Genomic DNA, 23,561 nt, shown 5'->3' with positions numbered 1-23,561 from the left:
CGTGATGCTGGCCTCTACGGCGTCTGATCTACCGAAAGGATTGTGTGGCGCTTCTCTGTGAAGAGGAGCGCCACACAAGAGTAGAAAGCCCAGGCGTCATCGTGCGTCAAGCACCGCCAAATCTTTCAATCGAAATCCCGCACCCGCTCCCGCGTCACCTGGAGCACCCGCTCGCTCAGCGCGAGAGCCGCCGCGTCAGCTTGGAGGGACGGGGGCAAGGCGAACTGGTCCAGCGCCGCCGTCATCGACGCCAGCACCTCGTCGATGGCGGCTTTCGCGTCGCCCGCTCGCAGGTCGGCGATCGCCGCCAGGGCCAGGAAGTCGGCGCGGCGCAGGCGCTGGGCCTTGCCGTTCACCTTCAGCGCCATGGCGTCATGCTGGAGCCCCGGGAACACGCGCGTCGTCAAGGTGTCGTAGACCGGCGCGAGCCGCACGTGCCGGAACGTGGCGGCGCCTTCCTGGGCGGTCTTGAGCATCGCCATGTTCTTGAGGTGCATGTCGCCGTCGCCGATCAGCCAGGCGAAGAGCGCCCGGCGCAGCAAGGTCATGACGTCCTCGTCGGGCGACGTCGACAGCGCACGCACCGCGCGGGCCACGCGCTCCATCGTGCCGGTGTACTTGTCCCGGGGATCGAGCGCGAGCACCGAGCACAGGTCCTCCATCGCCAGGAGACGGGTGTCGTCCAGCTGAAGGCGGATGTCGAAGCGCTCCACGATCAGCGCCGCCGGCAGGTCGTCGGGCATTGCGACAAGCGCGTGATCAGGGACCTCGAAGCCCACGCCGCGGGCCAGCGTCAGCCCGATCCATTCCGCCACCGGAAGTCCTTCGAAGCCGGCGGCACCTGCCGGCTTGAGGATGTGGGTGAAGGGCAGGTGCGTGGCGATCAGCAGCGTGCCGTCCGCCGCCAGGTGCATGGGGGCCTTGACCTGCACGCCTGACAGCCGCGGCGTCTGCTGATTCGCGAAGAGCTGCGCCAGGCGGTGGGCGAAGTCGGCGTCCATCGCGTCACGCCGTGGCCCGGCGTAGTGGCCGCTGAACATGCCGTCCCGCGTGAAGTCGGCCAGTCGCGTCGTCAGCGTGTCCTGCGGCAAGGCGGCCAGTTCCGAGGTCCGCTCCGAAATCGTGATGTTGGACATGTAGCGCTTGCCGCGCCGCAGGACGTCACGGTCGCTCGCGTCGTGCAGGACGGACTCCAGCCAGCCTTCCGGCAGCAGCGACACGATGAAGGGCGGCAGCCGTCCCGGCGTGGTCTGGCGGATCAGCGGCGGCAGCACCGGACCGGCGCTGCTGGCGTTCCAGCGCCATTCGGTGCCGTCATGGGCCAGGTCTCCCAGCGCAAGGCCATGCCAGGCGACGGTCAGGTCGAACGCAGCCTCATTGCGCATCGGGCCGTCCGACTGCTGCTTCAGGAAGCGTTCGGCGCCTTCGCCCTCGCGGTACCACTCGTTGTCACGCGCCAGCGTCCACAGCGCATCGGCAGCGCGTTGCGTGTCGCCGTACTCCTGCACGAGTCGCGCGGCCAGGGCCTCGCGCATCGCCAGGTCCATCGACTGGGCGTGCTCGCTGCGCAGGCGAAACGCCTCGAGGAAGCGCTGGCGCAGGGAGGACACCGGGACCGGCAGCTCGCCCCATCCATCGGCGACCACGGCGTCGATCGTGGATGGGCGCGCCGGGGCGCGGTTCTGGACGATCTCCAGGCCGCGCAGCCGTGTGCGTTGACTGCGCTGCCCCGAGATGTAGAGGCGACCATCACGGGTCGGCGCGAGCAGCACGGCGCTTGCGGCCGAGAGAAAGGCGCGGGGGTAGAGATAGCGCGCGATGCGCACCGCATGTCGCAGGACGAGGTCGTCCGCGTCGTCGTCGGCGTCCACGTAGATGCCGCGCATCAGCTGGATCAGTTCGCCTGTTTCCGCTCTGCGGTAGCCGCGGTTGGCGTCCAGGTTCTCGCCGACGAGGTAGAGGCTCACGTGATTTTCCCGCACTTCAAGTGCGCGAAAATTACCAGACTGGCCGTTCTATCTCAAGATTTAAGCGGTTCCGGAGCGAATGTCGTGGTTTTCACGCACTTGAAATGCGAGAAAAACACGTCGAGGACATCACCCCGCCGTCAGCCTCACCAGCACCTGCCGCAGCCGCTGCGCGTCGATGGGCTTGGTGAGGAACTCGTTCATCCCGGCGCCGAGGGCCTCGTCGCGCTCCTGCACCAGTGCCGCGGCGGTCAGCGCGACGATGGGCAGCTGCGTGGGGTCGTAGCGCTGGCGCAGCTGGCGCGTGGCCTCGTGGCCGCTCATGACCGGCATCTGCACGTCCATCAGCACCGCGTCGAAGGGCTTGCCCATGCTGGCCGCCGCCGTCACCGCCTCCACCGCCTGGCTGCCGTCGCTGGCCTGCGAGACCTCCGCGCCCCACTGCTCCAGCATCGCCACGGCGATCATCATGTTCACCGGGTTGTCCTCGACCATCAGGATGCGCCGCCCCGCGAGCTCCGCGTCGTCCGCCGGCGCGCGGCGCTGGGCGCTCATCGGTGCGGGCGCGGCGGGCAGCGGCAACTCGGCCCAGAAGGTCGCGCCGGCGCCCGGCTGGCTCTCCACGCCGACCTGGCCGCCCATCAGCGTGGCCAGCTCCCGGCAGATCGACAACCCCAGCCCCGTGCCGCCGTAGCGGCGCGTGGTCGATTCGTCGGCCTGGGTGAAGGGCTGGAACAGCCGCTCGTGCATCGCCTCGGCGATGCCGGGACCGGTGTCGCTGACCTCGATGCGCAGCCGCCGCTCGTCCAGCCGGCGCACCCGCACGGCGACGCTGCCCTGCTCGGTGAACTTCAGCGCGTTGCTCAGGTAGTTGCTCAGGATCTGGCGCGTGCGCACCGGATCGCCGATCACCCAGCCGGGCACCGCGTCCTCCACGTCGATGCTGAAACCCAGCCCGCGCGCCTGCGCCAGCGTCAGGTAGCCCATGCGCATGGTGGCGAGCATGTCGCGCAGCGCGAAGGGCACCGTCTCCAGCGTCAGCCGGCCGGCCTCGATCTTGGACAGGTCCAGGATGTCCGACATCAAGCCCGACAGGCTTTCCGCGCTGTCCACCATCTGGTCCAGGTAGTGGCTGCGGGTGTCGCCGGCCAGATCCGGCTGCTGCAGCAGCCGCGCCAGCCCCACCAGGCCGTTGAGTGGCGTGCGGATCTCGTGGCTGATGTTGGCCAGGAAGGCGCTCTTGGCGCGGTTGGCCGCCTGCGCCTCGTCCTTGGCCTGCGCGAGCGCCGCCTCGACGCGCCGGCGCTCGGTGACGTCCTCCATGATCCAGATCGTGCCGCCGCGGCTGGGGTGGTTGGGGTCCACCGCGCGGGCCAGGATCCGGCAAAGGAAGCGGCTGCCGTCGCGGCGCCGCATCAGGCGCTCGGCCTCGACCTGCTCGCCCGCAGCCAGGCGCGGACCGAGTTCGCGGCCGACCGCGTCGTAGTCGTCCATGCCCGGCCACACCACGCTGCCCGGCTGGCCGATCAGCCCGCCGGCGGGCCAGCCGAACATCTCCTCCACCAAGCGGTTGGCCTGCACGAAACGCTGGTCGCGCGTCAGCGCGATGCCGATCGAGGCGTTCTCCAGGATCGCCGCGTGGACCAGCCGGGTGCGCTCGGTGTCGCTGACGTCACGCCCGTTGACCACCAGGTAGGACACGCCGTCCAGCACGAACGGCGCCGCCGACAGCAGCATCGGGATCGCCTGGCCGCGCCGGTTCACGAAGGTGGCCGACATGTCGCTGACGCGGCCCTGCTGGCGCAGCGCCTCGATCAGCCGCTCGCGGTCCTCCATGTCCTGCCAGATGCCGACTTCCTCGGCGGTGCGGCCCAGGACCTCGTCGGCGCTGTAGCCGCTCATCGACTCATAGGTCTTGTTGACCATCACGTAGCGGCCGCTGACGGTCTCGGTCAGGGTGACGACGTCCGGGCTGGTCGCGAACAGGTGCGACAGCAGCGCCTCCGACCGCCGCAGCGCCTCCTGCGCGCGCGAGGTCTCGGTCTGGTCGATGAAGAAGGACAGCGTCGCCGGACCGGTGGCCGCGTCCACGCGCACGCTGGTGGCCTGCACCAGGCGGCGTCGGCGCGACAGGGTGCGCAGCCGGAATTCCGTCATCGGCAGCATCGCGCCCACCGGCAGCGCCTCGATCTTGGCGGCGCGCTGGCGGGCGCGTTCCTCGTCGCCGGGCTCGTAATGCGAGAACAGGTCCTGGCCGATCATCGACGAGCGCTGGGTGTAGCCGAACATCGCCATCGCCGCCGGATTGGCGTCCATCACCCGGCCCCAGCGGTGCAGCACCAGCGGCGAGGGCGAGCGGCGGAACAGCTCGCGGTAGCGGGTCTCCGTGGCCACCATGGCCTGCTCGGTCTGGACCTCGTCGGTGACGTCGCGGCCCACGCCCCAGTAGCCGCGGAAGTTGCCCTTGGCGTCGAAGCGCGGCTCGCCGCTGATCGAGACGTAGCGCAGCGTGCCGTCCTCGGCCGTGCGGCGCATCACCAGGCCGCGGAAGGGCCGGTGCGATTCGAGGTCGGCACGGTGCGCGTCGAGCTCCTCGTCGGACAGGCCCAGGTGCTCGATCTCCCAGGGCGCGCGGCCCAGGCGCTCGGCGATGGACAGGCCGGACGCGCCGGCGTGGTGCTCGGCCAGGTGGGTGAAGCGGAACTGGCGATCCATCTCCCAGTACCAGTCCGCCGCCATGTTGAGCAGGTGGCGGAAGCGCGAGTGGCGCTCGTTGACCTCCTGCATCGCGCGCCGGATCAGTTTGGCGGTGCCCAGGCCGACGACCAGGCCGGCGCTGAGCAGCAGCAGCTGCGTGATCAGCCGCGCGGTCAGGCCGACCGGCGCGGTGCCGACGTGGATCCAGCCGCCGAGCTCCGCCGACGCCAGTCCGCCCAGCGCCGCCAGGCCCAGGCCGAACAGCGACAACCCCGCGCCCAGGCCGATCATGCTGGTGCCCAGCGCGACCATCAGCCCCATGATCCCGAGGCTGGCGGCGTTCAGCCCGAGCTGGCGCGAGACGGCGAGCGACAGCGCCGTCGCCATCGCCAGGCCCATCAGCAGGAGGGTGGCGGCCGGGCCGCGGTCGGCGGGCAGCTTCCAGAGCATGGCCAGCGCGGCGAAGGTGGTCATCAGCGCGAGCGACGGCGGCACCAGGCCGCGCAGCGGCTCGGCCGCGCCGGCGCTGGCCAGCAGCAGCAGGCCCGCCAATCCGGACAGCAGCACGCACGCGGCCATGAACAGCCGCGCGGCGCGCCATTGCAGCGTCGCGGGCAGGCGGTCGCCGCGCGACAGCTCCTGCCCCACCAGACTGCTCAGATCGTCCTGGGAATCCTTGCTCACTCGACCTTGCCCAACTCGTTGTGTCCGGGGACCTTGCGCGGTCGCTCTCGCGGCGACAGGGGGACGAGGGCCGCGTCAGCCGGTTCGGCGCGCGGCGGCCTCGGAGTGCAACGTCCGGTAACGGAGTCTCGGCGAGCGGGGGCCGATCTGAAGCGTCGAGAAATCCCGAAACGCGTGCCTGCCGGCTCGCGCCCGGGGTTTCTGCCAATTAGTTGGCGAGCGCCGTGAGGCCCCGGTCAGGCGGCAGTGGCGGGGCGCAGGCTGTCGCGTGTCGCCAGCGCCACACGCCGGGCGGCGGCGGCGAAGTCCTCGCCGGCGGATGCGTACAGCACCGCCCGGGAGGAATTCACGATCACCGTGCCGGCGTCCCGGCGCCAGCCGGCGGCGACGGTGGCCGCGGCATCGCCGCCCTGGGCGCCCACGCCGGGGATCAGCAGCGGCAGCGTCGGCGCGAGTTCGCGCACGCGCTCGATTTCCTTCGGGTAGGTCGCGCCGACCACCAGGCCGAGCTGGCCATTCGTGTTCCAGTCGCCCTGCGCGATCGCGGCCAGGTGCTCGAACAGCCGCGGCTGGCCCGGCACATCGGCCAGGCGCTGCATCTGCCAGTCGTCGCCGCCGGGGTTGGAAGTGCGGCACAGCAGGAAGGCGCCCTTGTCGGGATAACGCAGGTAGGGCTCCACCGAGTCGCGGCCCATGAACGGGGACAGCGTCACCGCGTCGGCCTGGTAGCGCTCGAAGGCCTCGCGGGCGTACTGCTCGGCGGTGGCGCCGATGTCGCCGCGCTTGGCGTCCAGGATCACCGGCACGTGCGGCGCGTTGCGCTTGATGTGGGCCATCAGCTGCTCGAGCTGGTCCTCGGCGCGGTGCGCGGCGAAGTAGGCGATCTGCGGCTTGAACGCGCTGACCAGGTCCTTGGTCGCGTCGACGATGGCGGCGCAGAAGTCGTAGATCCGGCCGGCGTCGCCCTTCCAGTGGGCGGGGAACTTGGCGGGATCGGGATCCAGGCCGACGCACAGCAGGGAGTCGTTCAGGCGCTCGGCGGCCTGCAGCTTCTGCATGAATTTCATGAGGTGTCCGGGAGAAAGTCGTTCGGGGGGCCGGGCGTGTCGGCGCGGACCGGGGCCGGCGGGGTGCGGTATTGTCCCGCTTTTGCCTGGCGGGCCCCGATCGGACCCGCCGGTGCCGGACGACGCTCACGGGCGCTGGGAGGCGCGGATGGAAGTCTTGAGGACGGCGCGGCTGCGGCTGCGGTGGTTTCGCCAATCGGATGCGGCCTTCGTCCGCGGGCTGCTCAACGAGCCGGCGTGGATCGAGCACATCTACGACGCGCAGGTGCGCACCGACGAGCAGGCCGCCGCCTGGATCCGCGAGCGCCTAGAGGCGCGCTACTGGCTGCTGGGCTTCGGCTTCTGGGCCGTCGAGCGGCTCGAGGACGGGGAGTTGCTCGGCCTGGCCGGCGTGATCCAGCGCGAGGGGCTGCCGCATCCGGACATCGGCTACGGTTTCCCGGCGCGCTTCTGGGGCCACGGCTACGCGCGCGAGGCGGCGTCTGCGACCTTCGACTACTGCCGCCAGGTGCTGGGCATGCGGCACCTGATGGGCACCACGGCGCCGGAGAACCACCCCTCGGGCCGCGTGCTGGTGGCCATCGGCATGACCGACGAAGGCGAGCAGCAGACCGAGGCGCATGAGGGGCTCTCGCGCGTCTACACCTGGCACGACCCGGTCGAGCGCAGCGACGCCGAGGAGATCGCGGCGCTGCGCCTGCGCTGGCGCTCGGCGCTGACCGGACCGGCGCGGGCGGCGCTGACCGCCTGCCTGACGCCGGAGGCCGTCGACCGCGTGATGGCCAGCCGTACCGACCTCTCGCCGCAGGCGCTGGATCATCTGGCGCAGCGCTGGGCGCCGCTGGCGGACGACCCGACGCTGCGGGCCGTGCGCACGCCCGCCGGCTGGCGCCTCGACGTGCCCGCGGACCGCTGACGGCCGGTCGTTGATCGCTGCGCGCGCGTATGCGCGGTGGCGCGCGCGCTTAAGCGTGGCTGAAGTCGACGGCAGGGGGCCTCGCCTATGCTCGCGGCCATGGACATTTCTGCTCAGAGCGCCGCGCGCATCCTGCTGATCGAGGACGACGAGCGCCTGGCGCAACTGGTCGCCGATGCGCTGCACAAGGCCAACTACGCCGTCACCGTCTGCGGCGACGGCCTGGCCGGCGAAGCGCTGATGCGCCAGGAGCCCTTCGAGCTCGTGCTGCTGGACGGGCACCTGCCGGGCAAGGACGGTTTCGACGTGCTGCGCGACACCCGGCGCGATTTCGCCGGCCGCATCGTCATGCTGACCGCTCGCGACGACGACATCGACCAGGTGCTCGGCCTGGAGGGCGGCGCGGACGACTACATCGCCAAGCCGGTGGCGCCACGCGTGCTGCTGGCCCGCCTCAAGGCGCTGCTGCGCCGGGACGCGCTGCCCGCCGCGCATCCGGTCGGCGAGGCGCTGCACTTCGGGCCGCTGACGCTGCTGCCGCAGTCGCGCGAGCTGCGCCTGCATGGCGAGCCGGTGGCGCTCACCACCGCCGAATACGAGCTGCTGAACTTCCTGGCGCAGCGCGCCGGTCAGGTGGTCAGTCGCGACGACATCATGCAGGGCCTGCGCGGCCTGGAGTTCGACGGCCTGGACCGCGCCATCGACGCGCGCATCTCGCGGCTGCGCAAGAAGATCGGCGACGACGCGCAGGCGCCGGTGCGGATCAAGACGGTGCGCGGGCAGGGCTACCTCTTCGCGATCGACTGATGGCCGCGATGACGCTGCGCGCCTCGCTGCTGCGGATGGCGCTGGGACTGGGGCTGGCGGTGCTGGCGCTGATCCTGCTTGTCGAAGGCCTGGTGCTGATCGGCGCGTCCGAGGTCACCAACGACTACGTGCGCAACTTCATGCGCGGCACGGTCGACCTGCTGGTGCGCGACCTCGCCCCGCTCGATCCGCCGGCGCGGCGCGAGCGCGTGCGCGAGCTCGACGCGCAGTTCGACTATCCCGTCCGGCTCGTGCGCACGGACCTCACGCCGCTCAGCGCCGAGCAGCGCCGCCGGCTGGGCCGCGGCGAGGTGCTGGTCACCGGCTTCAACCGCCGCATCTACGCCGCCTTGCCCGGCGAACCCGACCAGCTGCTGCTGCTCGGGCCGCTGGACTCCAAGCGCGCGGGCGAGCTGCCGAAGGAGCTCGCGGCGCAGCTGGGCGTGGCGGTGGTGATCGCGCTGGCGGTCGCGCTGATCGCGTGGTGGCAGCTGCGGCCGCTGTGGCGCGACCTGCGCGGCCTGCAGCGCGCGGCGGAACGGCTGAGCGCGGGACGCCTGGACACCGAGTTGCCGCCGCTCAAGAGCCGGCTGTTCGCGCCGGTGGCCGCCGCGACGCGCGCGATGCTGGAGCGGCTGGCGGCCGCGATGGCGACGCAGCGCGAGCTGACCGGCGCGGTCTCGCATGAGCTGCGCACGCCGCTGGCGCGGCTGCGCTTCGCGGTCGACGCGCTGGTCGACGAGGACGACCGCGACCGGCGCGAACAGGCGGTGATGGCCTGCGAGCGCGACATCGACGAGCTCGACGAGTTGATCGACGCGAGCCTGACGCTGGCGCGGCTGGACATGGGCGCGCTGCAACCGAACGTGGTGCAGGGCGACCTGGGCGACATGCTGGCGCGGGAGGCCGCCTCGCTGGCGCCGCTGCTCGACGGCAAGGCGCTCGACACCGATCTGCGCCTGCCCGCCGCGCTGCCCTTCGACGAGCGCCTGCTGCCCTACGCGGTGCGCAACGGCCTGCGCAACGCGGCGCGTTACGCGAAGGCTCGCATCCTGCTGTCGGCCTGGGTGGAGGCGGGGCAACTCTGGCTCGCGATCGATGACGACGGCGAGGGCGTGCCGCCGTCGCTGCGCGAGGCGGCGTTCGAGCCCTTCAAGCGGCTCGAGCGCAAGGGTCGCGGCACGCGCGGCTTCGGCCTGGGGCTGGCGATCGTGCGGCACGTCGCGCATGCGCACGGCGGTCACGCGCGCCTGGGCGAGGCGCCGCGCCTGGGCGGCGCGCGGCTGCTGCTGCACTGGTCGGCGCAAGGCTGAAGACCTCGCGCCGCGTGCGCAAGCCGCCCTGTGAAGCTTCGTGTTGCGCCGCGCGCGCCGCTGTCATCGACGGTCACACAAGCGCCCAACTCGGTCCACAGACACCGGCGGGTCGAATTCCCAGAATGAGCTCCATGTCGAACGAGCCTGGCGGTTGTCCAAGGCACCCCCGGACGACATCGATCAACAGCTCTGAAGGAGTTTCGAATGAACCGCAACAACAACAACGCCCGCACCTCGATCAACGGCAAGAAGGCCGGCCTGCTGGCGGTCGCCGCCGCGGCGCTGACCCTGGGCGTTGGCGTGGCGCATGCCGACCCGGTGACCCCGTACTACATCGGTGGTGACGTCGGCAAGACGACGCAGCGCGTGGATGGCAACTCGCAGAAGCGCACCTCGGACAGCTACAGCATCTTCGGCGGCTACAAGTTCAACGAGAACTTCGCGGCCGAGATCTCCTACACCGACCTGGGCAAGGTCAGCTTCGACGGCGTGACCGCGAAGAACAAGGTCTACGCGCTGGACGGCATCGCCCGCGCGCCGCTGGGCGCCGGTTTCGGCGTCTACGGCAAGGTGGGCCTGGCCTACGCCCAGCGCGACTTCAACAACGGCCTGGGCGACAAGGACAAGACGGGCCTGAAGCTGGGCGTGGGCGTCGACTACGCGCTGACGAAGAACGTCTCGCTGCGCGCCGAGGCGACCCGCTACAACGACATGCCGCAGGCCAACGGCTTCAACAAGAAGGACGATCGACTGAGCATGGGCCTGGCCTACCAGTTCTGATCGACCGTCACGGTTGACCGGTGCCGATTCCCCCCGGCACCGGCGCCTTCCGGGCTGCTCCTGAGCGACACCCGAAACCCCCTGATTCCCGGAAGGCGCGAGGGCAGTGCAGTGATGCACTGCCCTCTTTTTCATGCGGGCTGCCAATGGGCGACGCCGCTCAGGCGCCAAGGGGTCTTCAGATCCGCTTCGCCAGCGCCTCGGCCGTGCCGATGTAGTTGCCCGGCGTCATCGCCAGCAGGCGCTGCTTCTCGGCCTCGGGCAGTTCCAGGCCCTGGATGAACTGCTGGATCGACTCGCGCGTGATCGACTTGCCGCGCGTCAGTTCCTTCAGCCGCTCATACGGGTTGGGCAGCGCGTAGCGGCGCATCACCGTCTGGATCGGCTCCGCCAGCACTTCCCACGACGCATCCAGGTCCGCATCCAGCGCCGCCTGGTTGAGCTCCAGCTTGTCCAGGCCCTTGCTCAGCGAGTCATAGCCCAGCAGCGCGTAGCCCAGCGCCACGCCCATGTTGCGCAGCACCGTCGAGTCCGTCAGGTCGCGCTGCCAGCGCGAGATCGGCAGCTTCTGGCTCAGGTGCGTCAGCACGGCGTTGGCCAGGCCGAAGTTGCCCTCGGCGTTCTCGAAGTCGATCGGGTTGACCTTGTGCGGCATCGTCGACGAGCCGATCTCGCCCGCCTTGGTCTTCTGCTTGAAGTAGCCCAGCGACACGTAGCCCCACACGTCGCGCGACCAGTCCACCAGGATGGTGTTGGCGCGCGTCACGGCGTCGAACAGCTCGGCCATGTAGTCGTGCGGCTCGATCTGGATGGTGTACGGGTTGAAGCTCAGGCCCAGCTGCTGCTCGATGACCGAGCGGCTGAACGACTCCCAGTCCTTCTCCGGATAGGCCGACAGGTGCGCGTTGTAGTTGCCCACCGCGCCATTCATCTTGGCCAGCAGCTTGACCTCGGCGATCACCGCGCGGGCGCGGCGCAGGCGCGCCACCACGTTGGCGATCTCCTTGCCCACCGTCGTCGGGCTGGCCGTCTGGCCGTGCGTGCGGCTGAGCATCGGCGCCGCGGCATGCGCCTGCGCCATCTCGGTCATCTTGGCGATCACGCGGTCCAGCGCCGGCAGGATCACCTGCTCGCGCGCGGCCTTGAGCATCAGGCCGTGGCTGGTGTTGTTGATGTCCTCGCTGGTGCAGGCGAAGTGCACGAACTCCCCGGCGCCCTCCAGCTCCGGCTTGCCGGCGAACTGCTGCTTGATCCAGTACTCGACCGCCTTGACGTCGTGGTTCGTGGTCTTCTCGATGTCCTTGATCGCCTGCGCGTCCCGCTCCGAGAAATCGGTCACCAGCGCGCGCAGGAACTCGCGCGTCGCGGCCGGCAGTGGCTTGAACTCGGCCAGGCCCGCATCCGACAGCGCGATGAACCATTCGATCTCGACTTGCACGCGGCGGTGCATCAGGCCGAACTCCGACAGCAGCGGGCGCAGCGCGGCCATGCGCGACGCATAGCGGCCATCCAGGGGCGACAGGGCGGTGAGGGCGGAGAGATTCATGGCGCGCGCCGGCCGGACCGGCCGTTCAGGGGGTGGGACAAACCCGCGGATTCTACAGAGGGGGTCACAATAGCCCCCGCTCCGGACCCGCCCCGCCCCCCGAGGCGCGGCCTCCGGCAGGCGCCAGCGCGGCGCCGACGAGGCGGCACGACCCGCCTCGCGTGAAGCTTCGAGGGAAGGCATGCAAGAGAGAAGTCAACGCAAGGGCGCCGTCTGGATGAGCGCCCTCACGACCGCGGCGTGCGCCGCCACGATGACCCTGACGAGCGGCTGCAAGCCGACCAGCGACGCGCCCAAGCCGCTGGCCCCGCTGGAAGCGGCGTCCGCCAATCCGGCGGTCAGCGCCACGCTGCTGCGCCAGAGCGACGAGCTGCTCGCGCGTCATCGCCAGATGATCGTGCTGATGGACGGCGAGGCCGCGCTCAAGCCCGCCGAGCGCGAGGCGGTGCGCGCCGTCGGCCTGATGCTGTTCCACGACATGCAGGAGAGCATCCGCGCGCTCGGCGAGACGGCGGCTCGCAGCACCGATCCGGCCGGCCTGGCCGCGCTGTCGCAGCTGCTGGACCGGATCGAGCAGGAGCCGTCGTGGTTCGACGCCGACCGGCTCGCGTTCAAGGAGTTCCTGACGCAGCTCTCGCAGCAGTTCTCGACCTCGCAGAGCATCGCCGGCCTGAAGCTGGCCAAGCGCGCCAGCGAGGACCTGGGTGTGCTGGCCGAGATCGAGGACGCCTACGCGCAGGAACTGCGCGACACCTTCGGCCGCTTCGCGCAGCGCGGCATCGTGCCCAAGCGCGAGAAGTGGACCGACTACGTCGCCAAGCTCAAGGCGCTCTACGCGCGCGAGCGCATCCTGAAGGACTACGCGACCATCCTGCCCGACCTGCAGGCGCGCCCGAGCGTCGTCGCCGAGACGCCGGCAGGGACCGCGGCCACGGCGGCGACCGCGGCGTCGGCCGCCACGCGCGGCCCCGGCAAGGAGGAGCGCGAGTTCTTCGGCCGCCAGCTGCCGCCCAAGACCGTGCTGCTGACCTTCGACGACGGTCCGCATCCGCGCTACACCGACGAGATCCTGGAGATCCTCAAGCGCTACCAGGCGCCGGCCGTGTTCTTCGAGTTGGGTCGCAACCTGGGCAGCGTCGACGCCAGCGGCAAGGTCAAGCCGGGGCCGGGCAGCGAGGTCGCCAAGCGGGTGCTCGCCGCCGGCCACCCGATCGCGAACCACAGCTTCAGCCACGGCGTGATGTCCAAGTTCGAGCTCGACAAGGTCCGCCAGGAGGCGAGCTCGACCGAGGCGCTGCTCGACGCCGCCGGCCGCGACGGCCAGGCGCTGTTCCGCTTCCCCTACGGCGCGCGCAACGACGCGGCGCTGGGCGCGATCGAGGCGCTCAAGCTGCGCTCGATGATGTGGAACGTCGATTCGCTGGACTGGTCCGATCCGATCCCGAAATCGATCGCCGCGCGCGTGCTGGGCGAGCTGGGCAAGCAGCAGCGCGGCATCGTGCTCTTCCACGACATCCACGCTCGCACCGTCGAGGCGCTGCCGCTGGTGCTGGACCAGCTCAAGGCCGAGGGCTACAAGTTCGCGGCCTGGAAGGACGGCCGGATCGTCGCCGTCGACGCGCCCGCGGTGGAGGCTGCGCCGGACCTGGCGGGCGCCAACCTCTACCGCGACAGCGTCGCGCTGGTGATCGGCATCGACCAGTACAAGAGCTGGCCGCGTCTGCAGCATGCGGTGCGCGACGCCCAGGCCATCCAGGAAACGCTGCGCACGCAATTCGGCTTCCGGCCCGAGAACATCACCACGCTGACCGACGGCGACGCCACGCGCGCCAACATCCTGCGCGCGCTCAACGCGATGGCGCGCAAGGGCGGCGAGGGCCGGCTCAAGCGCGATGACCGCGTGTTCGTCTTCTTCGCCGGCCATGGCAGCACGCGCAAGCTGCCCAGCGGGCGCGACGTCGGCTACATCATCCCGGTCGACGCCGGCACCGACGACCTGCAGACCGACGCCATCGCGATGCCGCAGCTGCAGGAGCTCAGCGAGGCGCTGCCCGCCAAGCATGCGTTCTTCGTCATCGACGCCTGCTACTCGGGCCTGGGCCTGACGCGCGGTGGCGCGGCGGGCAGCAGCGCCAACTTCGTGCGCGACAACGCGCGCCGGCTGGGCCGCCAGATGATGACGGCCGGCGGCGCCGACCAGCAGGTCGCCGACGACGGCCCCGGTGGCCATTCGGTCTTCACCTGGACGCTGCTGCAGGCGCTGTCGGGCAAGGCCGACCTCAATGGCGACGGCCTGATCACCGCGACGGAGCTGGCCGCCTATGTCGCGCCGGCGGTGTCATCGATCGCGCACCAGACGCCGGCCTTCGGCAGCCTGCCCGGCAGCGAGGGCGGCGAGTTCATCTTCGAGCTGGCCTCCGCGCAGGAGCAGGCGCTCAGCGGCGACAGCAACCAGCTCGACGCCAAGGCCAGCGCGCTGGCCAAGCAGGCCGACGACGCCCGCAATGCGCAGCTGCAGCCGGTCGCCCAGGCCACCGCGCCGGCGGGCGCCGCGCCGGGAACGGCCGCGGCGAGCGCGACCGCGGTGCAGGTCACGCTCAAGGGCTTGGACGGCACGGACACGGCGATCGCGACCAGCGCCGCCCCCGCGCCGATCAGCGCGCGCGTCGCGGCGCAGCGCGCCAACGACCGCGGCCTGCAGCTCTACAAGGAGCGCCGCTACGACGAGGCCGAGGCCGCCTTCACCGAGGCGCTCAAGCTGCAGCCCAAGTTCGCGCTGGCCGCCAACAATCTGGGCTTCATCTACTACAAGCGCGACAAGCCGGCCGAGGCCGCGCGCTGGTACCGCAAGGCCATCGAGATGGACGGCAGCCGCGCGCTGGCCCACCTGAACCTCGGCGATGCGCTGCTGCGTGCCGGCGATGAGGCGGGGGCGCAGGCGGCGTACCGCGCGTTCATCGAGCTCTCGCCCCAGCACGCGCGCGCCGCGGGGCTGAAGGCCTGGATCGAGCATCCGGACAGCGCGCCCAAGCCGGAACCGCCGCGTTGATCGAGGGTCCGCGCAGCGGTGATCGGGACATCGATCACGGCATTGCCCCTGGCGTTGGACAGGCCCGACGCCAGGCGGGTTGTCCCTGATGTGAGGGGCGTGGGCTTGCTGCTTAATCCGGCCTTTCCCGCTCGGTTGACGTCTGGTTACCGCTTCGTCCCATGGTTTCGCTGGCTTCCGATGGCGTCGCACCGCGCCTGATCCGTGTGCATCAGATCGATCCCCTGGCGTGGGCGCCGCTGCTCGCGGCCAGCCAGGGCGAGGGCTGGCAGATGCTGGGCCGGCTGATGGACGAATGGCGCAGCGGCGCCAATCGCTACGAGCAACCCGGCGAATCGCTGTGGGCCTGGTTCGATGCCAACGGCCAGGCGATCGCGGTCGGCGGCCTGAATGTCGAGCCCGCGCCGGGACNCGGCACCGGCCGCATGCGGCGCTTCTACGTGCACCCGGCCTGGCGAGGCCACGGCCTGGCGCGGCGGCTGGTCAACGCGGTGCTGGCCAGCGCGCAAGGCCACTTCAGCCGCCTGCATGTGAATTGCGAGAGCCCCGAGTCCGCGTCCTTCTGGAGCCGCTGCGGCTTCGCCCCGATCGACGCGCAGCGCGAGCCGATCGAGCGCCCGGCCCGCTACACCCACGTGCGGCTGCTCCCGCGCTACCAGGCGGCCTGAACGCGCGGCCGCGAAGGCTCGGGCCGCTTCAGGCCGCTTCAGACCGCTTCACGCCGGCTTTGGCGGCCAGTGCTTCGCGCAGACCTCGGCGACGTGGGGCAGGTCCTCGATGCGCTGCAGCAGCGCGAAGAAGGCCGGCCGCTGTTCCTCGAGGAACTTCCGCGACCCCGACCACTTCGACACGATCACCGCCATCACGTCGAGCGCCCCCGGCCGGGCGCCGCTGAGCCACGGATCGCCCGGGAACATGTCCGCGAACAGCGCCCAGTGGTGATGCAGGCGGGCCTTCGTGCCGGCCACGATGGCGTCGTGATCGGCCTTGTCGGTGCGGGTGGTGTAGCGGCCCGGGTAGTCGATGACGCTGATGCAGCTGTAGCAGTTGGCCGCGATGTAGACCAGGCCGCGCAGCACGCGGTCCCGCTGGCGCTCGTCGTCGCCGAGCAACCCGGCCGCCGGGAAGCGCAGGCCCAGGTGCATCAGGATCGCGCCGCTTTCCGTCAGCACCTCGCCCTCGGGCGTGCGCAGCGTCGGGATCTGCATCAGCGGATTGAGCGCGCGCAGCGCCTCCTGCGCCGAGGTGTCCTCCCATGACGAGGCGTGCACCGTGCGGTAGGCCTGCCCGCACCAGCGCAGGCCGATCTCCACGATCGACGAGCCGGAGCCCTGGGTGCCGTACAGGACGTAGCCGGCGTCCGACGCCGGGCTGGAGACGCTCATGTCGAACTCCACGGGAATGGGGAGCGGCGAGTGTAGGAGCCGCTCGCGCCGCCCGGCGGAAGCCCGCGTGCCGGGCAGGGCGGTGGGCCCGGCCGGTCAGCGCTCGAAGAACTTCATCCGCTCCTCGTCGGCCGGATGGGTGTTGAAGGCGATGCGCAGCAGCTCGCCGGCGCCCGCCTTGGCGTGCTCGCCGACCTCGCGGCCCAGCGTCTTCGGCTCGGAGGCGCGCTCGGCCTTGGCCTGCGCGGTCCTGGCCGCGCGCCACGCCCCGATGCGCTCGAACAGCAGCAGCATCGCGCGCGGCGAGCGGCCGCTGTCGATCAGCAGGCGCTTGGCCTGCGCATCGGCCTCGCGCTCGAAGTCGCGCGAGTAGCTGGCATGCGTCAGCGCCGCCGGCGCCGCCGCCAGCAGGCTGGAGAAGTCGCCGATCGCGAAGCCCAGCAGCGCGCCGCTCAGGCTGGCGCGCATCGTCAGCCTCAGCCCGTGCTGCTCGCGCACATGGCCCAGCTCGTGGGCCAGCACCCCGAGCACCGCGTCGGGCTGGTCGCCCAGCAGCTTCAGCAGGGCGTCGGTGACGACGATGTGCCCGCCCGGCAGCGCGAACGCGTTGGGACCGATGGTGTCGCCGGCATCGCGGAAGTGCAGCTCGTAGGGCGTCGACTCGCCGGGCTGGCTCGCGACCATCGCCGCGAAGCGCGCGCGCCATTGCTGCTGTGCCTGCGCGTCCAGCCGGCTGGGCTTGAGGAGGTAGCCGTCGAGCTGGTCCATCGACTCGTCGCCGATCGACTCGCCGACCGAGGCCGGCAGGTGCCGGGCGATGGTGTCGGCGGCCGCGGGCACGCCCCACTGCCAGACGACGGCGCCGACGGCGACGACCACGCCGAGCGCGACGACCGAATGCCGCCAGCTGGAGAACCAGCGCGCCGCCAGCCCACCGCCGAGCCCGCGGCCCTGCGTCGCGGCCGTGGCCCAGTCGTCCCAGCCGACGGCGTCCCGCGTGCTCAGCACGCCGCCGTCGGGCAGCTGGGCCTGGCGCTGGCCGTGGCGCGTCCGCTCCGGCCACTGCACCTGCCGGATCGGGTAGCGCCGCTCGACGCCGTCCAGGTCCTGGTCGTGGATGACGAGCTGCTCATGCTCCAGCCACAGGCGCACCGGCCTCGCGCGGGCGCTGCGGCCGTCGAAGTAGTCCGCCAGCAGCGTCGGCGCGCCCGAGGCCTGGCCCGTCATCACAGGCCCATGTCGATGCCGAAGAAGTCGCCGGCGAGTTCGCCCGCGGCGTCCTGCGGGGCGCTGCCCTGGCCGGCCACCCAGGTCTCGGGGTCGCCGTCCATCGTCACGCTGACGGCCTCCAGCCGCAGGCGCGTGGTGTGCACGACGGCGAAGGGCCGGTACAGGCCCAGCGTGACCAGCGTCAGCACCCAGTTCTTCAGCGTCAGCCAGGTCAGCGCGCCGACCTTCAGCTGGCTGGTGAAGGACAGGTCCTCGGTGGTGGTGCCGTTCCAGACCATGTTCTGGAAGCGGGCGGTGAAGAATGGTCCGAGCAGCGCGAAGTACAGCAGGTAGCCGACCATCGCGCCCACGACCGCCGCGGCGCTGGCGGCCTTCGGCGAGTGCAGGACGAACATGCCGATCGCGAAGCCGGCGCCCGCCAGCACCAGCATGAGGATCGTGATGAGCAGCGTGACGCCCAGGGTCTTCAGGCTCAGCCAGTAGACGGAGCCGGCGCCCAGTCGCAGCTCGCCGTGCTGGGCGGCGATCCGGTAGCCGTTGTGCTGGTAGCGCTTGGCCGCGGCGATCACCCAGGGCGTCAGCAGCAGGATGGCGCCGGCGACCAGCAGGACCACCTTCTCGACCATGCCGAAGCGCGGCTTGCCGTCCACCGGCAGCCCCGCCGGGCCGCCGACCACCTGCACCAGGAGGATCACCGCGGAACAGATCCAGATCGGCAGCGCCGGGCCGTAGGCGCCCTTGAGCGTGCCGGCGAAGCCGAAGCGCAGGCCGCGCCAGCCGGTGTTGCCGAGCCGGAACTGCATGCCCGCGCGCCACAGCGCCGGCCAGATCGCGGCCATCACGCCGAAGGCGATCAAGCCGGCCATCGGCGAGAAGTGGCCCGCCGCCGAGTAGGTCCCCATCAGCACCAGCAGCAGCAGGTGGCCGCGGAACATCTTCCAGGGGTCGCCGTGGAAGGACAGCGCGTGGCCGTCGATCAGCGTGTTGGCGTAGAAGTAGCGGATGCGCCGCGCCTTGGCGAAGGGCCAGTACAGGCTGGCCGTGACGATCGTCAGCAGCAGGTTGACGATCCAGATCCGGAAATACTCGCTGCCCGATCCGGTGAACTGGATCTCGAGCTTGCGCTTGCGGAACTCCGACAGTGGCCATCCGGTCAGGCCGCCGGTCGTCGCGGCTTCTTCGTGCTGTTGCATGTTTCCCTCTTCTCGATGACCCCGGATTGGGGGGCCCTCCGTTGTTGTCCGCGCGGCGATGGTTCGCAGCGCGATCGTCGGCCGTGCCGGCCGCGGCCCGCTCAGCGGCGGGCGGGCGAGAGTGTGCGTCACCGGCGCAGGGGACGGCAATACACCCAAATGAGGGCAACCGACCTGTCGCTTGCGGGAGTCAGCGCGGGGAAGCGACTGGCTAGAATCCCGCGACACCATGAAGCTCATCGGATCCCTCACCAGCCCCTACGTCCGCAAGGTCCGCGTCGTCATGGCGGAAAAGAAGCTCGACTACCAGTTCGAGCTGGAAGACGTCTGGGGCAGCGACAACATCCTCAAGGTGAACCCGCTCGGCAAGGTGCCGTGCCTGGTCATGGAGGGGCAGGATTCGATCACCGGCGCCGTGTTCGACTCGCGCGTCATCGTCGAGTACGTCGACACCCTGTCGCCGGTCGGCCGCCTGATCCCCGACCGCGGCCGCGAGCGCTGCGAGGTGCGGACCTGGGAAGCGCTGGCCGATGGCCTGATCGACGCCTGCGTCGCCGCGCGCCTGGAACACACCTGGTCCGGTCGCGCCCCCGGCGAGCGCAGCGAGGCCTGGGTGACGCGCCAGATGAACAAGGTCCATGCCTCGCTGCAGGCGATGGCGCATGGCCTGGGCGAGAAGAACTGGTGCTCCGGCAACCACTTCACGCTGGCCGACGTCTCGCTGGGCTGCGCGCTCGGCTACCTGGATTTCCGTTTCCCGCAAATCGACTGGCGCGCGGCCTATCCCAACCTGGCCCGCCACTTCGACAAGCTGATGACGCGCCAGAGCTTCCAGGACACGGTGCCGCCGGCCAACGCCTGAGCCCCGCGGGCCGGCCGGTCCGCCACCCATCCCGCGACCCCATGAACGCCCGGCCCAGCCGGGCGTCTTCGTTTCCACGTTCTCCCCCCTACGGGCGAGGGCGGCGCTGACTTCCCGCCGATGCGCCTGACTGGGCCCACAATCGCCCGATCCGGCCCGGGTCCGATCCCGACCCCCGCCGGCGCATTCCTTTGACAGATCCCGGGAGGATTGGATGGGTGTGAAGCGAGCGTTGGCGCCGATCGGGCGCTTGTTCGGCCGGCTGTGGTGGTTCCTGGACGGCACGCGGCGCGTGGTGTTCACGCTGCTGTTCTGGCTGATCGTGATCGGCCTGGTCTGGGCCGCCACGCGCGGCGGCAAGCCGCTGCAGGAGAAGACGACCCTGGTGCTGGACATCCGCGGCGATGTCGTCGAGCAGTTCTCGGGCTCGCCACGCGACCAGGCGATCGCCCAGATCAAGGGCGAGGACCGCGCCCAGACGCGGCTGCGCGACATCCTGCGCGCGATCGACGCCGCGGCCAAGGACGACAAGATCGTCCAGGTGCTGCTGGAGCTCGACCAGATGGGCTCGGCCACGCCGGCCGCGCTGCATGAGATCGAAGTGGCGCTGACCCGCTTCAAGGCCAGCAAGAAGCCGGTCGTGGCCTTCGGCCAGGCTTTCGACCAGCGCGCCTACTACCTGGCCGCGCAGGCCACCGAGGTCTACGTCCACCCGATGGGCGGCGTGATGATCGAGGGCTACGGGCGCTACCGCAACTACTACAAGGACGCGCTGGACCGCCTGGGCATCGCGCCCAACGTGATGCGGGTGGGCACCTACAAGAATGCGGTCGAGCCCTACTTCGCGAACGGGCCGTCCAAGGCGACGCTGGAAGCCGAGGGCTACCTGTACGACGAGCTCTGGACCCGCTACCAGGCCAGCGTCGAGGCCGCGCGCAAGCTGCCCAAGGGCGCGATCCAGCGCGCGATCGACGAGCTGCCGCAGCGCCTGCAGGCGGTCGGCGGCGATCCCGGCAAGTTCGTGCTGGCCGAGAAGCTGGTCGACGGCCTGAAGACGCAGGACCAGGTCGAGGCGCTGCTGGAGAAGCGCGGCGCCAAGGACGAGAAGCACCTGCGCCGCATCGGCCTGGGCGCCTATGTCGCCCAGCTGTCGCCGACGCTGCCCAAGCCGGAAGGCCAGGTCGGCGTGATCGTGGCGGAAGGCGAGATCGTGGACGGCAATGCCGGCCCGGGCCGCATCGGCGGCGACTCGATGTCCAAGCTGATCCGCCAGGCGCGGGAGGACGACAAGGTCAAGGCCATCGTGCTGCGTGTGAATTCGCCGGGCGGCAGCGCCTTCGCTTCCGAACTGGTGCGCCGCGAGCTGGAGCTGACGCGCGCCGTCGGCAAGCCGGTCGTGGTGTCGATGGGCGGCGTGGCCGCGTCGGGCGGTTACTGGATCTCCATGTCCTCGGACGAGGTCATCGCCGATCCCTCCACGATCACCGGCTCGATCGGCGTGTTCGGCATGCTGCCGACCGCCGAGAAGCTGATGGACAAGCTGTCCATCCACACCGGCGGCTACACGACCACCTGGCTGGCCAGCGGCTATGACCCGCGGCGTCCGCTGGACCCGCGCCTGGCGCAGGTGGTGCAGTCGTCGATCGAGCACATCTATGCCGACTTCACCGGCAAGGCCGCCCAGGCCCGCAAGAAGACGCAGCCCCAGATCGACGCCGTCGGCCAGGGCCGCGTGTGGACGGGCGCGCAGGCGCTGGAGCGCGGCCTGGTGGACCGCAACGGCCTGCTGCAGGACGCGATCGCCAGCGCCGCCAAGCGCGCCAAGCTCGGCGACGACCCGACGGTGCGCTACGTCGAGCCCGAGCGCAGCACCCTGGACCGCCTGCTGACCAGCGTCGGCGACGCGGCCGCGCCCTCGCTGCGCGGCATGGTGATGCACGCGCTGGGCGGCGTGCCGGCGATGCCGGCCGCGCTGCGCGAGGCCCAGGTCGACATGACCTGGCTGGCCGAGCAGGCCCAGGCGGGGCCGGCCGGGTCGAAGCCGCCGGTGCGCGCGATCGTGCACTGCCTCTGCACGGCGCCCTGAGCGCGGCGCGGTGCGCCTCCGGGGCGGCGGGCTCCGGAGGCGTGGCTATACTCCCGCCCCATGGCGCCGATTTGTCCGGCTTGCGGGCGCCCAAGAAATGCAGCTAAAGAGGGACACCCGATCCACGGATCGAGACCCGGTGTTCCGCTTCAAGCAGCGGCGCCGGGTTTTGCTTTTTTGGGGTGTTTCATGGGATCTGTCGGTGACGTCACACCGCAGCGCTTGTTGTTCGACGAGCCGCTGACCCTGCGCAGCGGCGCCCGCATCGCGGGCTACGAGTTGATGGTCGAGACCTACGGCCGCCTGAACGAGGACAAGTCCAACGCGGTGCTGGTCTGCCACGCGCTGAACGCCAGCCACCACGTGGCCGGCACGCATGCCGGCATCGAGAAGAGCGAGGGCTGGTGGGACAACCTGGTCGGACCGGGCAAGCCGCTGGACACTGACCGCTTCTTCGTCATCGGCATCAACAACCTGGGCTCGTGTTTCGGCTCGACCGGACCGATGCACCTGAATCCGGCCACCGGCCGCGTCTACGGCAAGGACTTCCCCGTCGTCACCGTGCAGGACTGGGTGGATGCGCAGGCCCGGGTGCTGGACCGCTTCGGCATCCAGCAGCTGGCGGCGGTGCTGGGCGGCTCGCTGGGCGGCATGCAGGCGCTGGACTGGTCGCTGCGTTACCCGCAGCGCATGCGGCACTGCATCGCCGTGGCGACGGCGCCCAACCTGTCGGCGCAGAACATCGCCTTCAACGAGGTCGCGCGGCGCGCGATCATCACCGACCCCGAATTCCACGACGGCTTCTTCTACGAACACGGTGTCGTGCCGCGTCGCGGCCTGCGGGTGGCGCGGATGATTGGCCACATCACCTACCTCAGCGACGACGTGATGGAAGAGAAGTTCGGCCGCCAGATGCGCGCCGCGGAGCTGGGCTACTCGACCTCGGACATCGAGTTCCAGATCGAGAGCTACCTGCGCTACCAGGGCGACAAGTTCAGCGAGTACTTCGACGCCAACACCTACCTGCTGATCACGCGGGCGCTGGACTACTTCGACCCGGCGCGCGAGCACGGCGGCGACCTGAGCCGCACCTTCGCCAGCGCGCTGTGCAAGTACCTGGTGGTGAGCTTCACGACGGACTGGCGTTTCTCGCCGGCGCGCTCGCGCGAGATCGTCAAGGCCCTGCTCGACAACAAGCGCGACGTCTCCTATGCCGAGATCGACGCGCCGCATGGCCACGACGCCTTCCTGCTCGAGGATCCGCGCTATCACGGCGTGCTGCGCGCCTATTTCGACCGCATCGCCGGAGAGCATGAACGGCCGGTGCCCGGCGGCGCGGCGGCGGTCTCGCATCGCCTGCAGGGAGTGGCGGTATGAGCGACCGGGCCGTGATGGACATGATTGCCGAGCTGGTGCCGGCGGGCTCGCGGGTGCTGGACCTGGGCTGCGGCACCGGCGAGCTGCTGGCGCACCTGCAGGCCACCAAGGGCTGCACCGGCTACGGCGTGGAGCTGGACGACGCGAACGTGCTGGCCTGCGCGCAGCGCGGCGTGAACGTGATCCAGCTCAACCTGGAGGAAGGGCTGGCGATCTTCGAGGACCAGAGCTTCGACGTCGTGCTGCAGCTGGAGACGCTGCAGAACCTGCGCAACACCGAGGCGATGCTGCGCGAGACCGCCCGTGTGGGCCGCATCGGCATCGTGAGCTTCCCCAACTTCGCGCACTGGCCCAACCGGCTGCAGGTGCTGTCGGGCCGCATGCCGGTGACCCGCGTGCTGCCCTACCAGTGGTACGACACGCCCAACATCCGCGTCGGCACCTACGCCGACTTCCATGTGCTGGCGCGCAAGTGCGGCCTGCGGGTGCTGGACAGCTTCGGCGTCCAGGACGGCCGCCAGGTCCGCGTGCTGCCCAACCTGATGGCCAGCATGGCGGTGTTCAAGTTCGACCGGGATTGAGGACGGGCGCTCGCGTGC

Annotated in this window: 17 protein-coding genes; 10 read left to right on the top strand and 7 right to left on the bottom strand. The window is 70.7% G+C overall.

Annotated elements, in window-relative coordinates:
- Positions 1-125: 125 nt before the first annotated feature.
- The 3 genes from ACTJKJ_RS14335 to pyrF all read right to left on the bottom strand — a co-directional run bounded on the left by ACTJKJ_RS14335 (position 126) and on the right by pyrF (position 6,415).
- A complete protein-coding gene (locus ACTJKJ_RS14335) occupies positions 126-1,967 on the bottom strand; it encodes a type II toxin-antitoxin system HipA family toxin (protein WP_440820871.1) in 1,842 nt (613 codons plus the stop codon).
- A 129-nt stretch (positions 1,968-2,096) separates the two neighbouring features.
- Positions 2,097-5,348 carry a PAS domain S-box protein gene (locus ACTJKJ_RS14330; RefSeq protein WP_440820870.1) on the bottom strand — a complete coding sequence of 1,084 codons (3,252 nt, stop codon included), beginning with the start codon at positions 5,346-5,348 and terminating at the stop codon, positions 2,097-2,099.
- A 236-nt stretch (positions 5,349-5,584) separates the two neighbouring features.
- Complete coding sequence (gene pyrF, locus ACTJKJ_RS14325) at positions 5,585-6,415, bottom strand: orotidine-5'-phosphate decarboxylase (protein WP_440820869.1); 831 nt, start codon at positions 6,413-6,415, stop codon at positions 5,585-5,587.
- A gap of 148 nt (positions 6,416-6,563) precedes the next feature.
- Between pyrF and ACTJKJ_RS14320 the strand changes: the two genes are divergently transcribed.
- The 4 genes from ACTJKJ_RS14320 to ACTJKJ_RS14305 all read left to right on the top strand — a co-directional run bounded on the left by ACTJKJ_RS14320 (position 6,564) and on the right by ACTJKJ_RS14305 (position 10,234).
- Positions 6,564-7,331, top strand: a complete 768-nt coding sequence (locus ACTJKJ_RS14320) for a GNAT family N-acetyltransferase (RefSeq protein ID WP_440820868.1) — start codon at positions 6,564-6,566, stop codon at positions 7,329-7,331.
- A gap of 99 nt (positions 7,332-7,430) precedes the next feature.
- Positions 7,431-8,138 carry a winged helix-turn-helix domain-containing protein gene (locus ACTJKJ_RS14315; RefSeq protein ID WP_091731895.1) on the top strand — a complete coding sequence of 236 codons (708 nt, stop codon included), beginning with the start codon at positions 7,431-7,433 and terminating at the stop codon, positions 8,136-8,138.
- Entirely contained in the window at positions 8,138-9,451 is a 1,314-nt protein-coding gene (locus tag ACTJKJ_RS14310) for an ATP-binding protein (RefSeq protein ID WP_091730647.1), read from the top strand. Before ACTJKJ_RS14315 ends, ACTJKJ_RS14310 begins: the two co-directional genes overlap by 1 nt.
- A gap of 207 nt (positions 9,452-9,658) precedes the next feature.
- Positions 9,659-10,234 (top strand): outer membrane beta-barrel protein, encoded by a 576-nt coding sequence (locus tag ACTJKJ_RS14305; RefSeq protein WP_091730649.1) that lies wholly within the window; start codon positions 9,659-9,661, stop codon positions 10,232-10,234.
- Positions 10,235-10,412: 178 nt separating this feature from the next.
- On the opposite strand, the gene purB is transcribed toward ACTJKJ_RS14305, so the two are convergent.
- A complete protein-coding gene (gene purB, locus ACTJKJ_RS14300; RefSeq protein WP_091730657.1) occupies positions 10,413-11,780 on the bottom strand; it encodes an adenylosuccinate lyase in 1,368 nt (455 codons plus the stop codon).
- Between the two features lie 217 nt (positions 11,781-11,997).
- On the opposite strand from purB, the gene ACTJKJ_RS14295 reads away from it, so the two are divergent.
- Together ACTJKJ_RS14295 and ACTJKJ_RS14290 are read left to right on the top strand one after the other, a co-directional pair.
- Positions 11,998-14,829 (top strand): polysaccharide deacetylase family protein, encoded by a 2,832-nt coding sequence (locus ACTJKJ_RS14295; protein WP_440820867.1) that lies wholly within the window; start codon positions 11,998-12,000, stop codon positions 14,827-14,829.
- A 161-nt stretch (positions 14,830-14,990) separates the two neighbouring features.
- Positions 14,991-15,497, top strand: coding sequence for a GNAT family N-acetyltransferase (locus ACTJKJ_RS14290; RefSeq protein WP_440820866.1), 507 nt, complete (start codon positions 14,991-14,993; stop codon positions 15,495-15,497).
- A 48-nt stretch (positions 15,498-15,545) separates the two neighbouring features.
- On the opposite strand, the gene ACTJKJ_RS14285 is transcribed toward ACTJKJ_RS14290, so the two are convergent.
- The 3 genes from ACTJKJ_RS14285 to ACTJKJ_RS14275 form a co-directional block, all read right to left on the bottom strand.
- Positions 15,546-16,214, bottom strand: coding sequence for a glutathione S-transferase family protein (locus tag ACTJKJ_RS14285; RefSeq protein WP_440820865.1), 669 nt, complete (start codon positions 16,212-16,214; stop codon positions 15,546-15,548).
- 96 nt (positions 16,215-16,310) lie between these two features.
- Positions 16,311-17,441 carry a M48 family metallopeptidase gene (locus ACTJKJ_RS14280; protein WP_297381390.1) on the bottom strand — a complete coding sequence of 377 codons (1,131 nt, stop codon included), beginning with the start codon at positions 17,439-17,441 and terminating at the stop codon, positions 16,311-16,313.
- Complete coding sequence (locus ACTJKJ_RS14275; RefSeq protein ID WP_440820864.1) at positions 17,441-18,637, bottom strand: YjgN family protein; 1,197 nt, start codon at positions 18,635-18,637, stop codon at positions 17,441-17,443. Before ACTJKJ_RS14275 ends, ACTJKJ_RS14280 begins: the two co-directional genes overlap by 1 nt.
- Positions 18,638-18,866: 229 nt before the next feature.
- On the opposite strand from ACTJKJ_RS14275, the gene ACTJKJ_RS14270 reads away from it, so the two are divergent.
- The 4 genes from ACTJKJ_RS14270 to metW all read left to right on the top strand — a co-directional run bounded on the left by ACTJKJ_RS14270 (position 18,867) and on the right by metW (position 23,543).
- Positions 18,867-19,499, top strand: a complete 633-nt coding sequence (locus ACTJKJ_RS14270) for a glutathione S-transferase family protein (RefSeq protein ID WP_147240445.1) — start codon at positions 18,867-18,869, stop codon at positions 19,497-19,499.
- Between the two features lie 214 nt (positions 19,500-19,713).
- On the top strand, positions 19,714-21,585 hold the full coding sequence (gene sppA / locus ACTJKJ_RS14265; RefSeq protein ID WP_440820863.1) for a signal peptide peptidase SppA: 1,872 nt from the start codon (positions 19,714-19,716) through the stop codon (positions 21,583-21,585).
- A 189-nt stretch (positions 21,586-21,774) separates the two neighbouring features.
- The gene (gene metX / locus ACTJKJ_RS14260) at positions 21,775-22,962 is read left to right on the top strand and encodes a homoserine O-succinyltransferase MetX (RefSeq protein WP_440820862.1); all 1,188 of its coding nucleotides are present in this window, start codon (positions 21,775-21,777) and stop codon (positions 22,960-22,962) included.
- Positions 22,959-23,543, top strand: coding sequence for a methionine biosynthesis protein MetW (gene metW, locus ACTJKJ_RS14255; RefSeq protein WP_091730690.1), 585 nt, complete (start codon positions 22,959-22,961; stop codon positions 23,541-23,543). Before metX ends, metW begins: the two co-directional genes overlap by 4 nt.
- Positions 23,544-23,561: the final 18 nt, after the last annotated feature.

The sequence above is a fragment of the Roseateles sp. 22389 genome, assembly GCF_052044995.1.
In the GTDB taxonomy this organism is placed as follows: domain Bacteria; phylum Pseudomonadota; class Gammaproteobacteria; order Burkholderiales; family Burkholderiaceae_C; genus Roseateles.
This window is presented reverse-complemented; position numbering and strand designations above follow the sequence as displayed.

Excerpts from the sequence above, each read along its gene's own strand:
- pyrF (WP_440820869.1), bottom strand. The coding sequence starts at position 6,415 with ATGAAATTCATGCAGAAGCTGCAGGCCGCCGAGCGCCTGAACGACTCC.
- ACTJKJ_RS14320 (WP_440820868.1), top strand. The coding sequence starts at position 6,564 with ATGGAAGTCTTGAGGACGGCGCGGCTGCGGCTGCGGTGGTTTCGCCAA.
- ACTJKJ_RS14315 (WP_091731895.1), top strand. The coding sequence starts at position 7,431 with ATGGACATTTCTGCTCAGAGCGCCGCGCGCATCCTGCTGATCGAGGAC.
- ACTJKJ_RS14310 (WP_091730647.1), top strand. The coding sequence starts at position 8,138 with ATGGCCGCGATGACGCTGCGCGCCTCGCTGCTGCGGATGGCGCTGGGA.
- ACTJKJ_RS14305 (WP_091730649.1), top strand. The coding sequence starts at position 9,659 with ATGAACCGCAACAACAACAACGCCCGCACCTCGATCAACGGCAAGAAG.
- purB (WP_091730657.1), bottom strand. The coding sequence starts at position 11,780 with ATGAATCTCTCCGCCCTCACCGCCCTGTCGCCCCTGGATGGCCGCTAT.
- ACTJKJ_RS14295 (WP_440820867.1), top strand. The coding sequence starts at position 11,998 with ATGAGCGCCCTCACGACCGCGGCGTGCGCCGCCACGATGACCCTGACG.
- ACTJKJ_RS14285 (WP_440820865.1), bottom strand. The coding sequence starts at position 16,214 with ATGAGCGTCTCCAGCCCGGCGTCGGACGCCGGCTACGTCCTGTACGGC.
- ACTJKJ_RS14280 (WP_297381390.1), bottom strand. The coding sequence starts at position 17,441 with ATGACGGGCCAGGCCTCGGGCGCGCCGACGCTGCTGGCGGACTACTTC.
- ACTJKJ_RS14275 (WP_440820864.1), bottom strand. The coding sequence starts at position 18,637 with ATGCAACAGCACGAAGAAGCCGCGACGACCGGCGGCCTGACCGGATGG.
- ACTJKJ_RS14270 (WP_147240445.1), top strand. The coding sequence starts at position 18,867 with ATGAAGCTCATCGGATCCCTCACCAGCCCCTACGTCCGCAAGGTCCGC.
- sppA (WP_440820863.1), top strand. The coding sequence starts at position 19,714 with ATGGGTGTGAAGCGAGCGTTGGCGCCGATCGGGCGCTTGTTCGGCCGG.
- metX (WP_440820862.1), top strand. The coding sequence starts at position 21,775 with ATGGGATCTGTCGGTGACGTCACACCGCAGCGCTTGTTGTTCGACGAG.
- metW (WP_091730690.1), top strand. The coding sequence starts at position 22,959 with ATGAGCGACCGGGCCGTGATGGACATGATTGCCGAGCTGGTGCCGGCG.